We start from the raw sequence: 13,990 nt of genomic DNA on the forward strand, positions 1-13,990 counted from the left end.
TCCGCGCTTGTTTAAAGCGCGTCGCCAGCTGATTTTGCTTTGAATCTCAAAGCGTGTAGGTGACCAGCTTGAAGTCTGGATCGTCGGCATATGCCTTCACCGTGAACCCCAGGTTCTTTATCAGCTTGAGCATGTTCGGGTTTTGTGTGAGCACCAGCCCGACCATTTCCTGCAAGCCTTTTTCGCGCGCAAACTCGATGATGGACAACATCAGCCGCGTACCCAGGCCCCGGCCACTGTGGCCGTCGGCCACGGCCAGGGAGAACTCGCAACTGGTGCGGTCCGGGTTGGTGATGTAGCGCGCCACACCAACGATGCGTGTGGTCTCGACCAGGGCGCCCTCGGCATCGGTCTGCTGCTCGCGCACCACCGCCACCAAGGCCATCTCGCGGTCGTAGTCGATCAGTGTGAAGCGTGCCAGCAGGCCCGGTGGCAGCTCGTGCATGGACGATACAAAGCGGAAGTAGCGGCTTTCGGGGGAGAGGTCGCGCACAAACTGCTGCAGCATGCTGGCGTCGTTGGGGTGCACCGGGCGCACCGTGCATTCGCCGCCACCACGCAGCGGCCATACTTGCTCATGCTGCGAAGGGTAGGGCAGGATGGCCAGGTGGTGGTAGTTGCGTGCCGAGGGCGGTGTGTCATCCACCACGATGCGCGCGTCGACCACCAGTGCGCCCGAGGCGTCGACGATCAACGGGTTGATGTCCATCTCGCGCAGTTGCGGCAGTTCACAGACCATTTCCGATACCCGCAGCAGCACCTGCTCCAGCGCGTCCATGTGCACCGCCGGCGCACCGCGCCATTCGCCCAGGGTTTCGGCCACGCGCGCGCGCGCGATCAGGCGTTGCGCGAGGTATTGGTTCAGCGGCGGCAGCTCCATGGCGCGGTCGTTCATCAGCTCTATCATGGTGCCGCCGGCGCCGAACGCGATCACGGGGCCGAACGGGTCGTCCGTCACCAGGCCGATGTAGACCTCGCGCCCGCGCTGCTGGTTCGACATGTTCTGTATGGTGATGCCGTTGATCTGCGCCTCGGGCCGGGCATGGCGCACGTTCTGCATCATCTCGGTGAAGGTGTCGCGCACGGCGCTGGCGTTCAGGATGTTCAGTGCCACGCCTTGCACGTCCGACTTGTGGCTGATGTCGGGCGAGTCTATCTTCAGCGCCACCGGGTAACCCAACTGGCTGGCGATCAGCATGGCCTCGTTGGCACTGCGCGCGAGTATGGTGCGCGTGACCGGGATGTGAAAGGCGGCGAGCAGCGCCTTCGATTCCATTTCGGTCAACACCTTGCGCCGCTCGGCCAATACCCCGTCGATCAACAGGCGTGCGCCTTCCACGTCGGGCTTGGCCAGGCTGGAGAGCGGCGGCGGGGTTTGCTGCAGCAGCAACTGGTTCTGGTAGAACGAGGCGATGTTGCCAAACGCACCCACGGCCGCTTCTGGCGTGCGGAAGTTCGGAATGCCGGCGCTGCTGAGTGTGCGCCGCGCTTCGGCCACCGAGGCTTCGCCCATCCAGCATGCCAGCAAGGGTTTGCCCAGGCTGCGCTGCGCCGTGCCCAGCACCTCGGCAATGGCGTTGGCGCGGGGCGGCTGGTTGGGGTGGTACTTTGGTGAATAGACCACCAGCACGCCATCGATGTTGGGCGCTTGGGCGGCGGCCTGCAGCGCCTGTTCGAAGTGGCTGGCGTTGGCGTCTTCCGACAAGTCGATCAAATCATCCAGCGCCGCATGCGGCGGCACGTGGCTGCGCAGCTCGGTGATCTGCGCGGGTGTGAGGCAGCCTAGCTGCAGGCCGATCTCGGTGATCCAGTCGGCGGCCAGCACGCCGGGGCCACCGCCGTTGGTGATCAGCGCCAGGCGCGGCCCCACCGGGCGGTAGCGCGAGGCCAGGCATTTGGCGGCGGAGAACAGTTGCACGAACGAATCGACGCGCACGGCACCGGCGCGGCGCAGTGCGGCGTCAAACACATCGTCGCTGCCCACAATGGCACCCGAGTGGGTGAGGGCGGCACGGTTGCCGGCGGAGCGCCGGCCGGCTTTAAGCACCACCACCGGCTTGGCGCTGGCGGCGGCACGCAGCGCACTCATGAAGCGGCGCGCGTGGCTGATGCCTTCCAGATAGACCACGATGCTCTGGGTTTGTGGGTCAGACGCCAGAAAGTCCAACACCTGTGCCATGTCGACCGAAGGCTGCTGGCCCAGCGACACCACGGTAGAGAAACCCACGCCGTGCTGGTGCGCCCAATCGAGGATGGACGCGGTGAGCGCGCCCGACTGCGACACCAGCCCAATCGGACCTGCGGCGGCCAAAGGCCCGGCCGCGCTGGCATTGAGCTGCAGCGACGGGCGTTGAAAGCCCAGGCCGTTGGGGCCCAGCAGGTGGATGTTGTCGCGCTTGGCGATGCGCTGCAGCTCCGTCGCCAGACGCGGCGCCACAGCTTCGCACAACACCATGGCCGCGCCGCAGTTGATGCGGCCCGCCAGTTCCAGCGCGGCTGCCAGTTCGTTGGCGGGCAGGGCGATGATGGCCAGGTCGGCCTTGACCTGCGCCAGGTCGGCCAAGGTGCCGCTGGTGTGGGTGTCGATGAAACTCAGCGTGCCGTTGTAGCGTTGCGCACGCAGTGATGTCGCCAGGGTTTGCGCCATGGGTGTGCCCGGCGCATCGGGCTTGCCGCCCAGGACCACGATGGCCTGGGGTGTGAACAGCGGGGCGAGAAAATGTTTGTCCATGGGCGTCGGTGTTGACTGCTATCAGGTGCGGGCGGATGGCCTTGCGGTCACGGGGCGGCTGGTGGGACTGGTCAATTGTGTGACCAGGTAGATGCCGCTCAGGACCAAAACAAGCCCCACGGCGTGGTGCATTTTGAGGCTTTCGCCCAGCACCGCCCAGCCCATGCCGGCGGCATACAGCGGCCCCAGGTACTGGACCATGCTGGCGCGCGCGGCACCCAGGTCGCGTTGGATGATGGAATACGCCCAGTAGGCCAGGCAGCCGGGGAAGATGGCGGCGGCCAGCGCCAGACCCAGGCCTTTTGCCGTGAGCACGGGCGCGGTGTGCTGCGTCGCCCCCCAAATCTCCCAGATGGTGAAGGGCAGCAGCACCAGCACGCCGCTGAGGCTGATGATGGCCAGGCGCGCGCCGGCGCTGATAGGGCTGGTCCAGCGGCGCAGCAGCAAGGCGTAGGCGCTCCAGGCAATCGCGGCCGCGAAGATCCAGGCGTCACCGGGCACAAATTGCACGCTGGCCAATGCCGCCCACTGGCCCGCCAGGATCACATGCAACACGCCACCCAGTGCCAAGGCCACGCCCAGTGCCTGCCGGCCGTTGACGGCCTCTTTCAGCCACAGCGCCGAAAACAGCACGATGAATACCGGCGACAAGGTGTAGATCAGGGCAATGTTGACGGCCGTGGTGGTGCGCCCGCCGATGTAGACCCAGGCCCCGCAAATCCACATGCCCAGGGCACCTAGCACCAGGTAGCGCAGCCATTCGGCGCGTATGTGCTGCTGGTGCGCCTTCAGCTCGCGCCAGCCTGCGGCGGCCAGGATCAGCCCGGCCATCAGCCAACGCAACAGCGCCAGCAGGTGTGGCTCGATCACACCGGGCGCGCTGCGCGCCACCAGGTAGTTCACAGACCAGAAGGCCGGTGTGATGAACAGCAGCATGAGGGCGAAGCGGTGGCGCGTATGGGTGGGCATGGGTGAGGCAATTGGTAGACGAAGCGAGGAGCACTTTGCGCACAATTTTGAGGCGCATTGTGATCTTGTGCTTGACGCCACAAGTTTCTGCGCCCGGCTTTGGTGCGAATTGCCGGTGGTGAGATGGTTGCAGAAAATAACCATCTATATCCACATGAATAGGGATGGCATGGGGCTTGCATTGTGACATTTTGTTAACTCAACAATGAAAGGTTTTCCCCATGAAGAACAAGATGTTTGGTGCCGGTCTGCTGGCTTTGCTTGCTACGGTTTCCGGTATGCAGCAAGCCCAGGCCGCAGAGTGGAGTGATACCTCCATGGGCTACCGCTACGGCAGCAAATTTGCCGAGCCCTACAACAGCAAAGACATTGCCAAGAACATCCTGAACCTGACACATGTCAGCGGCAACAAATACGGCAGCAATTTCTTCAACGTTGACTTCCTGATGTCCGACGGCAACGACAGCAATGCCCAGGAAGCCTATCTGGTCTACCGCTATACGCTGGATTTCGGCAAGGTGGCGGGCAAGAGCCTGGCCATGGGCCCGGTGCGTGGCTGGGGTTTGACCGCCGGCTTCGACCTGAACACCAAGAACGACCCCAACTACGCCTCGAAGAAGCGCATGCTGGTGATTGGCCCGACGATGATGGTCGACGTGCCCGGCTTCCTGAACATCAGCGCCCTGTTGCTGGACGAAAGCAACAAGCCCAAGTCCATCACCGAACGTTACACCTACGACCTGCACCCCATGCTGAACGCGGTGTGGGGTATTCCGGTTGGTGCCGGTTTCTCGTTCGAAGGCTATATGAACTACATCGCCTCCAAGGGCAAGAACGAGTTCGGCGGCCCAACCTCGCCTGAAACCAACATCGATGCGGCCCTGTGGTACGACGTGGGCAGCGCTACGGGTCTGGGCAAAAACGCCGTGCGTGTCGGCGTGGGCTACCAATACTGGCGCAACAAGTTCGGCAACCCACACACGGTGCCGGGTTCCGAGGCCAAGACGCCTATGATCCGCGCCGACTTCCACTTCTAAGGCGGCCTAGGCACAGGCACAAAAAAAACCGGCTGGTGACAGCCGGGTTTTGTTTTTGCGGCGCTGAAGGATCAGCCGCCGGATTCGAGTGTCGAGGTGGCGTTTTTGTCTTGCGCCAGGCGCACCACCAACTGTTTCAGCGCGGCATCCAATTGAGCCTTCAGCGTGTGCGGCGGGTTGATCAGGAACATGCCGCTGGCGGGCAGGCCGGGGCGAATGGTCTCGCCATCGGTGTTGGTGATGATCTTGCTGGACTTGACCGTCAGCGTGGCGTGCAGCCAGCTTTTGCCGGCCTTGGTGGCCATGGTTTTCAGGCGGCGTGGCAGATCGTGTGCTTCGGGGCGCGGAATGATCGGGTACCAGACGGCGTAGGTGCCGGTGGCAAAGCGCTTCATGTGTTCGCCCACCATGGTCAGCACACGCTCGTAATCGCTCTTCATTTCATAGCTGGGATCGCACAGCAGGAAACCCCGGCGGCTGGGTGGCGGCAGGAATTTGCGCGAACCTTCAAAACCGTCTTCGCGAAACACGGCGATCTGTCGGCCAGCGTCGAGCTGGGCGATGTTGGCGGCCAGGGTTTTGGCATCTGTCGGGTGCAATTCAAACAGCTTGAGCCGATCCTGCTCGCGTATCAGGCGCTGCATGATGAACGGCGAACCTGGGTAGACCTTGTGGCTGCCCTTGTTGTTGAAGCTGGCGATCATGTCCAGATAGTCTTGCAGCGCGGGCGCCAGGGGCTCGGCCCCGGCTTCTGCAGGTGCTTGCAGGCGCGCCACACCGTTGGCCGCCTCGCCGCTGGTTTCGGCGTAGTCACCGTCCAAGCGGTACAGGCCGGCGCCGGAGTGGGTGTCGACCACGGCGAGGGCGGTGTCCTTTTGGGTCAGGTGTTTGAGGGCGGCGATGACCACCGTGTGTTTGAGCACATCGGCGTGGTTACCCGCATGAAAGGCGTGGCGGTAGCTGAACATAGCCGGGTATGGTAACGGTTCGGCCGCCGGCGGGCTAGCGCCGCGGAGACAAACCCCCTATAATGCTGGGTTCTGCAGCGACTGGTGCGCCCCGCGGCAGAAATTGAACTCCCACCTAAGAGGTTTCCTTCAGAGAAACACCGACCGTGGAAAAGGGCAGACCAGGACGCCAACCCCTTTAGGTTGGCCAAACCAACTTTCTTTAAAGAGAAAACTCATGACCAAGACCTTCAGCGCCAAACCCGCTGACGTGGTGCACGAGTGGTTTGTGATTGACGCGACCGACAAGGTCCTCGGACGAGTAGCCAGCGAAGTTGCTCTCCGTTTGCGCGGCAAACACAAGGCCATTTACACGCCTCACGTCGATACCGGTGACTTCATCGTCATCATCAACGCAGCACAACTGCGTGTGACCGGCGCCAAGCCGCTCGACAAGATTTACTACCGTCACTCCGGTTACCCAGGCGGCATTACTGCCACCAACTTCCGTGACATGCAAGCCAAGCACCCAGGCCGCGCCCTGGAAAAGGCCGTTAAGGGCATGCTGCCCAAGGGCCCGCTCGGTTACGCCATGATCAAGAAGCTCAAGGTGTACGGCGGTGCGGAACATCCGCACACCGCCCAGCAACCCAAAGTGTTGGACATCTAAGGAGCATTCTGATGATTGGTGAATGGAACAATGGCACCGGCCGTCGCAAATCTAGCGTCGCCCGCGTGTTCATCAAAAAAGGTACCGGCAAGATCACGGTCAACGGCAAAGACATCCAGAATTTCTTTGGCCGCGAAACCTCGATCATGATTGCCAAGCAACCCCTGGTGCTGACCGGCAATGTCGAAACCTTCGACATTCAAGTCAACGTGCACGGTGGTGGTGAATCCGGCCAGGCCGGCGCAACCCGCCACGGCATCACCCGCGCCCTGATCGATTACGACGCAACGCTCAAGCCCGTGCTGAGCCAAGCTGGTTTCGTGACCCGTGACGCTCGCGAAGTGGAACGTAAAAAGGTTGGCTTGCACTCCGCTCGCCGCCGCAAGCAATTCTCGAAGCGTTAAGCTTCGCGACTGCGAGGACAGTCGATGGAACACCGGAAGACGTTGCGAGGCCTGTGCCTTGTGGTGTCTGCAGCAGTCCCTTCTTATGGATGGGGCCTGCGCCGGAGCTCAGTTGTGCTGTCTTCCGCTTGCCAAAAAGCCGCCCGAGATTTTTCTCCGGCGGCTTTTTTGTTTTTGGCGCGATCACGGATCACCGAGCCATGCGCCTGAAACTGCTGCGTCGCCGCCTGACGATCACCGCTCCTCGCATGGCTGTGCACAGTGCCTTGCCCTGGCCGCTACGTTGGATGCTGGCCGCGGTGATGCTGGGCCTGTGTGGCGCGATTGCGCTGTATGCGTTTGATTTCGGCCGCCGCATCGCCGGGCTAGAGGCTTATTCCAAAGAGTCTTTTTTGCGGTTGCAAAATGAGGTTTTGCAATTACGCGCCGAAAAGGCCGAGTCTGAGTTGGTGGTGAACACCGCCCAGAGTTTGCTGACCGCTGAAAAGGCCGCCAGTCAACACCTGCTGACGCAAATCAAGGCCTTGGAAGCCGCCAACCAATTGTTGCGTGACGATTTGCTGTTTTTCGAGAAGCTGATTCCCGCCAATGGCAGCGACGCTATCGCGATCCGCGGCCTGCAAGCCGAAATGCTGGGTGGTGCGCTCGATGGCAGCCAGATGCGCTGGCAGGTGCTGGTGCTGCAGCCCACCAAAAACGCACCGGAATTTAAGGGCTTGTTGATGGTGACGTTTACCGGTACCCTGAACGGCTTGCCCTGGAGCCAAGCCATACCAGCGGGTGGCCAGCCCTTGCACCTGCGCCAGTATCTGCGGGTTGAAGGTGTGGCGGATTTGCCGGCCCAGGCCGTGGTGAAGAACGTTTCCGCCCGTGTGCTCGAGGGTAGCCAGGTCCGCGCCGTGCAAGCCATACAGCTTGAATAAATGTTGATTGGCCCTCAACTCATCTTTCACTGAGGTCTCCCGATGTTCGGAAAGAAAAAGCAGCCACCGATACGCAGTTTGATTGCCCATGGCAGCAAGATCAGCGGGGAAATCAAGTTCTCCGACGGCATGCGTATCGATGGGGAAGTGCACGGCTCGATTCGCTCGAACGAGGGCAGTCCAAGCATCCTGGTGATCTCTGAGACGGCGGTGGTCAAGGGCGAGGTCTATGCCGACCACGTGATCGTGAATGGCCGGGTAGAGGGCCCTTTGTACGCAGCGGTGCTGCTGGAACTGCAGCCCAAGGCGCGTATCGCCGGCGATGTGCGTTACGCGGCGCTGGAGATGCACCAGGGTGCGGTGATTGAAGGCCAATTACATGCGCTGACCACGGCAGCGGAAAAGACCGTATTGACGTTAGCGGCAAACAACCGCTAGCCGACCTCGCCACGCAAATTGAAGTACGATTTCAACAAATTACGGAGTTTCCCCCATGAGCGCAGTTGCCGAAAATATCCAGACCCAAATGCCCAGCCCCATCGTGTTCACCGATAGCGCTGCGGCCAAAGTGGCCGATCTGATTGCCGAAGAAGGCAATCCAGACCTGAAGCTGCGTGTGTTTGTGCAGGGCGGGGGCTGCTCGGGCTTCCAATATGGCTTCACGTTTGACGAAATCACCAACGAAGACGACACCACCATGACCAAAAATGGCGTTTCGTTGTTGATCGACGCCATGAGCTACCAGTACCTGGTGGGCGCCGAGATCGACTACAAAGAAGATCTGCAGGGCGCGCAGTTCGTCATCAAGAACCCCAACGCCACCAGCACCTGCGGTTGCGGCTCCAGCTTCTCCGCTTGAGTTTGGCGCCACACGCTGTTGGAAGAAAGCCGCCTTAGGGCGGCTTTTTCGTGGGCGCGGAAACGCAGGTTGGCATTCAGGCGCAGCAAAGGGGGTGAGCGTGCAAGACGAAAAATCAGAAAAACTATTGCTCTGGCTAGTGGCCATAGGCTTCTTCATGCAGACGCTGGACGCCACCATCGTCAACACGGCGCTGCCGGCGATGGCGGCCAGTCTGGGCGAGAGCCCGCTGCGCATGCAGTCGGTGCTGGTGGCGTATTCCTTGACCATGGCCATGTTGATCCCGTCGTCCGGCTGGCTGGCCGATCGTTTTGGCACGCGGCGCGTGTTCATCAGCGCCATTGTGCTGTTCACCTTTGGCTCGCTGGCTTGTGCGCTGGCGCATTCGCTGACGCAACTGGTGGGCGCGCGTGTGTTGCAAGGGCTGGGTGGCGCGCTACTGCTGCCCGTGGGGCGTTTGTCGGTGCTGCGCGCCTTTCCGCGAGAGCGCTTTTTGCAGGCCATGAGTTTTGTCGCCATTCCGGGCCTGATCGGCCCGTTGATCGGCCCCACGCTGGGCGGTTGGCTGGTGGAGTTCGCCACCTGGCACTGGATTTTTCTGATCAACCTGCCGGTCGGTGTGCTGGGCTGTTTTGCCACGCTGAAATACATGCCTGACGGCCGGGCCATGGAGGTGAAACGCTTCGATCTAGCCGGTTACCTGCTGTTGGCTTTTGGCATGGTGGCGCTGTCCCTGGCGGTCGACGGTTTGTCCGATCTGGGGCTGCGGCAGGCGGCGGTGATGCTGCTGCTGGTGTTTGGCCTGGCCGCCCTGGCGGCGTATTGGTTGCGCGCGGCACGCCGGCCCGACCCGCTGTTTTCGCCCCAACTGTTCTCCATTCCCACACTGAGCATCGGTTTGCTCGGCAACCTGTTTTGCCGCCTGGGGAGTGGTTGCATGCCATTCCTGATTCCGTTGTTGCTCCAGGTCAGCATGGGTTATTCACCGGCCCGCGCCGGTATGATGATGCTGCCGGTGGCGATTGCCGGGATGATCACCAAGTCCGTGGCGACGCCGCTGATCAGGCGCCTGGGCTATCGCACGACGCTGGTGGGCAATACCGTGATTGTGGGCCTGCTGATGGCCAGCTTTGCCTTGATGGATCCGGGCCAGCCCACCTGGCTGCATGTGCTGCAACTGTCGCTGTTTGGCATGTTCAACTCGCTGCAGTTCACCGCCATGAACACGGTGACCTTGAAGGACCTGGATGGCCCGCAGGCAAGCAGCGGCAACACCTTGTTGTCTATGGTGCAGATGTTGGCGATTGGCATGGGTGTTGCGGCCGCTGGCGCTGTGCTGCAGGCCTATACCGGCTACTTCCAGCCCGCAGGGGCCGCGCAGACGCTGCGCGCCTTCCACGCCACCTTTGCCACCATGGGCGTGATGACCATGGCCTCGGCCTGGATCTTTTGGCAGTTGCCCGACGGCACGACGGTGGTGGGCAGCCCCAAAACCGAGCCCAGGGACGTGACCTGAATGAGGTAGTGCTCAGGCCGGGTAGACCGCGCCCAGCACACGTTCACCGCGGGCACCGGTGACGCTGGCCAGGTTGCCGGGCAGGCGTAACACGGTTTGCCGTGCCAGCCAGGCAAAGGCGGCGGCCTCGACTTCCAGCGGTGGCAGGCCGTGTTGCTCGGACGAGGCCACCGCCACCTGCGGCAGATGCTGCTGCAAGCGCAGCATCAATTGCCGGTTGAGTGCGCCGCCGCCACAAACGATCAATACCTTGCTGTCAAAAGCGTAGCTGGTGACGCAATCACTGCATGCCCTGGCGGTGAATTCGGTCAATGTGGTTTGAACATCGACTGGCGACACTTGCGGCAGGCTGGCCAACTGCTGTGCCAACCACGCCGGGTTGAATAAATCGCGCCCGGTACTCTTAGGTGGCGGCTTATGCAGAAAGGGTTCAGCCGCCAGGCGCGCCAGCAGGGCAGGGTTGACCTGGCCCTGCGCCGCCCAAGCGCCGTCGCGGTCAAACGGCTGGCCAGTGTGTTGCTGGCACCAGTGATCCATCAGTGCGTTGCCGGGTCCGCAGTCAAAGCCCAGCATGCCAGCGCTGGCACTCGCCGGCAGCACACTCAGGTTGGAGATGCCCCCAATGTTGAGCACCGCCAGGGCCTGGCCGGCTCGGCCGAACACCTGGCGGTGGAATGCGGGCACCAGGGGGGCGCCTTGCCCGCCCGCGGCCACGTCACGTGTGCGGAAATCGGCCACCACGTCAATGCCGGTGTTTTCGGCCAGCAGTGCAGGGTTGTTGAGTTGCAGCGTATAACCGCCGGCCTGGCCGGGGGCCACATCGAATTCCTGCGGGCGGTGGCGCACGGTCTGGCCGTGGGCGCCAATGGCGCGGACCTGATGCGCCGCAACACCGGTTTGGCTCAGCAGTGTTTGCACCACCTCGGCGTAACGCCGGGCCAGCGTATTCGCGGCCAGCGCCGCGCGGTGCAATTCGTTGTCGCCAGGGGTGTTGAGGGCCAGCAACTCGGTGCGAAAGGCTTCTGAAAAACCACCCGTGGCGTGGCCAAGGACTTTTAAGGCGCTGCCCGAAAAGTCGACCAGCACGCCGTCCACACCGTCCAGCGAAGTGCCGGACATCAGACCGATATACAACTCGGGCGGGTGTGCAGTGCTTGTCACGGCCTGCGTGCCCGCTGCCTTTATTGCGCGCTGGCCTGGCGCACGGCTTCGCCCGCGCTCAACTGCGTGCGCATGACCGAGGCCAGTTGGTTGAACGCCGGGCGCGCTGCAGTCGACACCGGCTCGGCATTGATATTTTGCTTGGCGATGGTCATGGGATCCTGGTGGATGCCGTTGACGCGAAACTCAAAATGCAGGTGCGGGCCGGTGGCCCAGCCGGTAGAGCCCACGGCGCCAATCAGGTCGCCCTGGCTGACGGTCTGGCCCTTCTTGACATTGATGCGGCTCAGGTGGGCGTAAACCGTGGTGTTGGCGTTGCGGTGGTTCACAAACACCACGTTGCCAAAGCCGTTTTGCACGCCGGCAAACTCGACCACGCCGTCGCCTACGGTGCGTACTGCCGTGCCGGTGGGCGCGGCGTAATCCACGCCCAGGTGGGCTTTCCAGCGGTTTTGAATCGGGTGCATACGCATGGCGAAGCCGCTGGAGATGCGTGAGAACGCAACCGGCGAGGCCAGGAACGCACGGTGCAGGCTTTGGCCATCTAGCGTGTAATAAGCGCCTTTTTTGCCGGGCTCTGCGAACCACATGGCCTGGTAGGTCTTGCCGTTGTTGACGAACTCGGCGCTCAGAATGCGACCGGCGCGCAGGGGTTCGCCGTCGGCTTCCAGGGTTTCGTAAACAATCGAGAAGCGGTCGCCCTTGCGCAGGCCGCGGTGGAAGTCCAGGTCGCCCGAGAAAATCTCTATCAGCTGCGAGGCGATGGCGTCGGGAATGCTGGCGTCGTCGGTGGCGGCAAAAAGCGAGCTGCGGATGGTGCCGCTGGCCAAACGGCTGTTCGCCGTCAATGCTGCGGTTTCCACGCGCGAGGCAAAGCCCGTGGGTGTTTTCTCGATGACCAGGCGTTGGAAGCTGTCGCCACTGCCGGCGCTCCAGCGGGCCGTGAGTTTTTGCAGGCTGTGGGTGGCGCTGCCTTCCACGGTGACGGTGTTGCCACTGCGGCCGAGCAGGGCGGTTTTGGCCTTGGCATCGCTGCGCAAGAACGCGGCCGCGTCGGCATCGTCAATGCCCAGGCGGGCGAGCAGGGACTTGGCGGTATCGCTGGAACGGGTGACGTCGGTGCGAAACAGGTTGAAGTTATGGGCATCCAGCGCATCGGCCTGGATTTGCAGTGGCAGATCGGCCACGGGCTCGACAATCTGCCGCACCGGCACGTCGGACATGTCCGGGCCGAGTGAGGCGACGGCATAGGCGCCCCCGGTGCTCACCAGGAAAAGTGTGGAAATCAGAGCGGTGACGCGTTTGGGGTGGCGTCGCACCAGTGCGGAAAGCTGGTCTCCGACGGTTTTCAGACCGTTATTCAATGTGCAATTCCCCGCTAAAGACAGAAGTAAACCAAATCGCTGCGCCTGGGGATCTCAGCGGTTCGGCGTCTTGTCCGACTGCGCCAACTAAAATCAGGGAATACAGCAACGGTAGAGTATAGCTGTGCACACTTTTTGCCACAATCCTAGAAACAATATGAATCCTCCGGATACCGAATCGCCAAAAAAGGCCGCGCAGCCCCTGTCCGATGGCGTGAAAGAGGCGCTGGCCGTGTCCTTGCGCGGTTGCGACGAACTGATTCCCCAAGAGGATTGGGTACGCAAGCTGCAGCGCTCCGAGGCCACCGGCGCCCCGCTGCGCATCAAGCTGGGCTTGGACCCGACGGCGCCAGACATCCACATCGGCCACACCGTGGTGCTGAACAAGATGCGCCAGCTGCAGGATCTGGGACACACCGTGGTGTTCCTGATTGGCGACTTCACCTCGCTGATTGGCGACCCTTCGGGCCGCAACACCACACGCCCGCCGCTCACGGCCGAGCAGATCAAGATCAACGCCGAAACCTATTACAAACAAGCCAGCCTGGTGCTGGACCCGAGCAAGACCGAAATTCGCTACAACAGCGAATGGAGCGACCCGCTGGGTGCGCGCGGCATGATACAGCTGGCCTCGCGTTACACCGTGGCGCGCATGATGGAGCGCAACGATTTCCATGACCGCTTCAAAGGCGGCCAGTCGATCAGCGTGCATGAGTTTTTGTACCCGCTGATGCAGGGCTACGACTCGGTGGCTTTGAAAAGCGATCTGGAGCTGGGTGGCACCGACCAGAAGTTCAATCTGTTGGTCGGGCGCCATCTGCAGCAGGAGTATGGCCAGGAGCCGCAGTGTGTGCTCACCATGCCGCTGCTCGAAGGTTTGGACGGCGTTGACAAGATGTCCAAGTCTAAGAACAACTACATCGGCATTTCCGAAGATCCGAACACCATGTTTGCCAAGGTGTTGAGCATTTCTGATGTGTTGATGTGGCGCTGGTACACCTTGCTGTCGTTCAAGAGCGAGGCCGAAATTGCCGCGCTCAAGGCCGAGGTCGAAGGCGGGCGTAACCCCAAGGACGCCAAGGTGGCGCTGGCCAAGGAAATTACCGCGCGTTTCCATTCGGCCGCCGCGGCAGATGCCGCCGAGCAAGATTTCATCAACCGCAGCAAGGGCGGTGTGCCCGATGAAATTCCCGAGGTCAGCCTGTCCGGCGCACCCTTGGGCATTGCGCAGTTGCTCAAGCAGGCGGGCCTGGCCGCGTCCACGTCTGAAGGCAACCGCCTGATCGACGGCGGCGGCGTGCGGGTGGACTCGAGTGTGGTGAGCGACAAGGGCCTCAAGCTGGAAGCCGGTATTTACGTGGTGCAAGTGGGCAAACGCAAGTTCGCCCGCGTCACGCTGGCTTAACCGG

The 13,990-nt window shown here is 62.1% G+C and carries 13 protein-coding genes; 8 read left to right on the forward strand and 5 right to left on the reverse strand.

The genetic code is table 11. The features are described 5' to 3' along the window. Positions 1 to 46: 46 nt before the first annotated feature. Together ACFQ95_RS15635 and ACFQ95_RS15640 are read right to left on the reverse strand one after the other, a co-directional pair. Positions 47 to 2,731: a GNAT family N-acetyltransferase gene (locus ACFQ95_RS15635; RefSeq protein WP_422832447.1), complete on the reverse strand. Its 2,685-nt coding sequence runs from the start codon at positions 2,729 to 2,731 to the stop codon at positions 47 to 49. 21 nt (positions 2,732 to 2,752) lie between these two features. Beyond that, entirely contained in the window at positions 2,753 to 3,700 is a 948-nt protein-coding gene (locus ACFQ95_RS15640) for a DMT family transporter (RefSeq protein WP_422832448.1), read from the reverse strand. Positions 3,701 to 3,921: 221 nt separating this feature from the next. Between ACFQ95_RS15640 and ACFQ95_RS15645 the strand changes: the two genes are divergently transcribed. Next, a complete protein-coding gene (locus ACFQ95_RS15645; protein WP_422832449.1) occupies positions 3,922 to 4,737 on the forward strand; it encodes an outer envelope protein in 816 nt (271 codons plus the stop codon). A gap of 71 nt (positions 4,738 to 4,808) precedes the next feature. On the opposite strand, the gene ACFQ95_RS15650 is transcribed toward ACFQ95_RS15645, so the two are convergent. Further along, positions 4,809 to 5,705: a 23S rRNA (adenine(2030)-N(6))-methyltransferase RlmJ gene (locus ACFQ95_RS15650; RefSeq protein ID WP_422832450.1), complete on the reverse strand. Its 897-nt coding sequence runs from the start codon at positions 5,703 to 5,705 to the stop codon at positions 4,809 to 4,811. A 217-nt stretch (positions 5,706 to 5,922) separates the two neighbouring features. On the opposite strand from ACFQ95_RS15650, the gene rplM reads away from it, so the two are divergent. The 6 genes from rplM (at position 5,923) to mdtD (ending at position 10,056) form a co-directional block, all read left to right on the forward strand. Next, positions 5,923 to 6,354 (forward strand): 50S ribosomal protein L13, encoded by a 432-nt coding sequence (rplM, locus tag ACFQ95_RS15655; protein WP_422832451.1) that lies wholly within the window; start codon positions 5,923 to 5,925, stop codon positions 6,352 to 6,354. An 11-nt stretch (positions 6,355 to 6,365) separates the two neighbouring features. Continuing rightward, the gene (rpsI, locus tag ACFQ95_RS15660) at positions 6,366 to 6,758 is read left to right on the forward strand and encodes a 30S ribosomal protein S9 (protein WP_422832453.1); all 393 of its coding nucleotides are present in this window, start codon (positions 6,366 to 6,368) and stop codon (positions 6,756 to 6,758) included. A 200-nt stretch (positions 6,759 to 6,958) separates the two neighbouring features. Then, entirely contained in the window at positions 6,959 to 7,681 is a 723-nt protein-coding gene (locus tag ACFQ95_RS15665) for a hypothetical protein (protein ID WP_422832454.1), read from the forward strand. Between the two features lie 42 nt (positions 7,682 to 7,723). After that, on the forward strand, positions 7,724 to 8,119 hold the full coding sequence (locus ACFQ95_RS15670) for a bactofilin family protein (RefSeq protein WP_422832455.1): 396 nt from the start codon (positions 7,724 to 7,726) through the stop codon (positions 8,117 to 8,119). A gap of 55 nt (positions 8,120 to 8,174) precedes the next feature. Continuing rightward, a complete protein-coding gene (erpA, locus tag ACFQ95_RS15675; RefSeq protein ID WP_422832457.1) occupies positions 8,175 to 8,540 on the forward strand; it encodes an iron-sulfur cluster insertion protein ErpA in 366 nt (121 codons plus the stop codon). 100 nt (positions 8,541 to 8,640) lie between these two features. After that, on the forward strand, positions 8,641 to 10,056 hold the full coding sequence (mdtD, locus tag ACFQ95_RS15680) for a multidrug transporter subunit MdtD (RefSeq protein ID WP_422832599.1): 1,416 nt from the start codon (positions 8,641 to 8,643) through the stop codon (positions 10,054 to 10,056). 12 nt (positions 10,057 to 10,068) lie between these two features. Here mdtD and ACFQ95_RS15685 read toward each other — a convergent pair whose 3' ends face one another. Further along, entirely contained in the window at positions 10,069 to 11,217 is a 1,149-nt protein-coding gene (locus ACFQ95_RS15685) for an anhydro-N-acetylmuramic acid kinase (RefSeq protein ID WP_422832458.1), read from the reverse strand. A 20-nt stretch (positions 11,218 to 11,237) separates the two neighbouring features. After that, positions 11,238 to 12,581: a peptidoglycan DD-metalloendopeptidase family protein gene (locus tag ACFQ95_RS15690; protein WP_422832459.1), complete on the reverse strand. Its 1,344-nt coding sequence runs from the start codon at positions 12,579 to 12,581 to the stop codon at positions 11,238 to 11,240. Positions 12,582 to 12,738: 157 nt separating this feature from the next. Here ACFQ95_RS15690 and tyrS point away from each other — a divergent pair, with 157 nt between their 5' ends. Further along, entirely contained in the window at positions 12,739 to 13,986 is a 1,248-nt protein-coding gene (gene tyrS, locus ACFQ95_RS15695) for a tyrosine--tRNA ligase (RefSeq protein WP_422832461.1), read from the forward strand. The last annotated feature ends 4 nt before the right edge of the window (positions 13,987 to 13,990 follow it).

The sequence above is a fragment of the Variovorax sp. HJSM1_2 genome (assembly GCF_049316285.1).
Taxonomy (GTDB): Bacteria; Pseudomonadota; Gammaproteobacteria; order Burkholderiales; family Burkholderiaceae_C; genus Rhodoferax_B.

What these genes read in the sequence shown, in the direction of transcription:
- ACFQ95_RS15635 (WP_422832447.1), bottom strand. Translation starts at nt 2,731, where the DNA reads ATGGACAAACATTTTCTCGCCCCGCTGTTCACACCCCAGGCCATCGTG.
- ACFQ95_RS15640 (WP_422832448.1), bottom strand. Translation starts at nt 3,700, where the DNA reads ATGCCCACCCATACGCGCCACCGCTTCGCCCTCATGCTGCTGTTCATC.
- ACFQ95_RS15645 (WP_422832449.1), top strand. Translation starts at nt 3,922, where the DNA reads ATGAAGAACAAGATGTTTGGTGCCGGTCTGCTGGCTTTGCTTGCTACG.
- ACFQ95_RS15650 (WP_422832450.1), bottom strand. Translation starts at nt 5,705, where the DNA reads ATGTTCAGCTACCGCCACGCCTTTCATGCGGGTAACCACGCCGATGTG.
- rplM (WP_422832451.1), top strand. Translation starts at nt 5,923, where the DNA reads ATGACCAAGACCTTCAGCGCCAAACCCGCTGACGTGGTGCACGAGTGG.
- rpsI (WP_422832453.1), top strand. Translation starts at nt 6,366, where the DNA reads ATGATTGGTGAATGGAACAATGGCACCGGCCGTCGCAAATCTAGCGTC.
- ACFQ95_RS15665 (WP_422832454.1), top strand. Translation starts at nt 6,959, where the DNA reads ATGCGCCTGAAACTGCTGCGTCGCCGCCTGACGATCACCGCTCCTCGC.
- ACFQ95_RS15670 (WP_422832455.1), top strand. Translation starts at nt 7,724, where the DNA reads ATGTTCGGAAAGAAAAAGCAGCCACCGATACGCAGTTTGATTGCCCAT.
- erpA (WP_422832457.1), top strand. Translation starts at nt 8,175, where the DNA reads ATGAGCGCAGTTGCCGAAAATATCCAGACCCAAATGCCCAGCCCCATC.
- tyrS (WP_422832461.1), top strand. Translation starts at nt 12,739, where the DNA reads ATGAATCCTCCGGATACCGAATCGCCAAAAAAGGCCGCGCAGCCCCTG.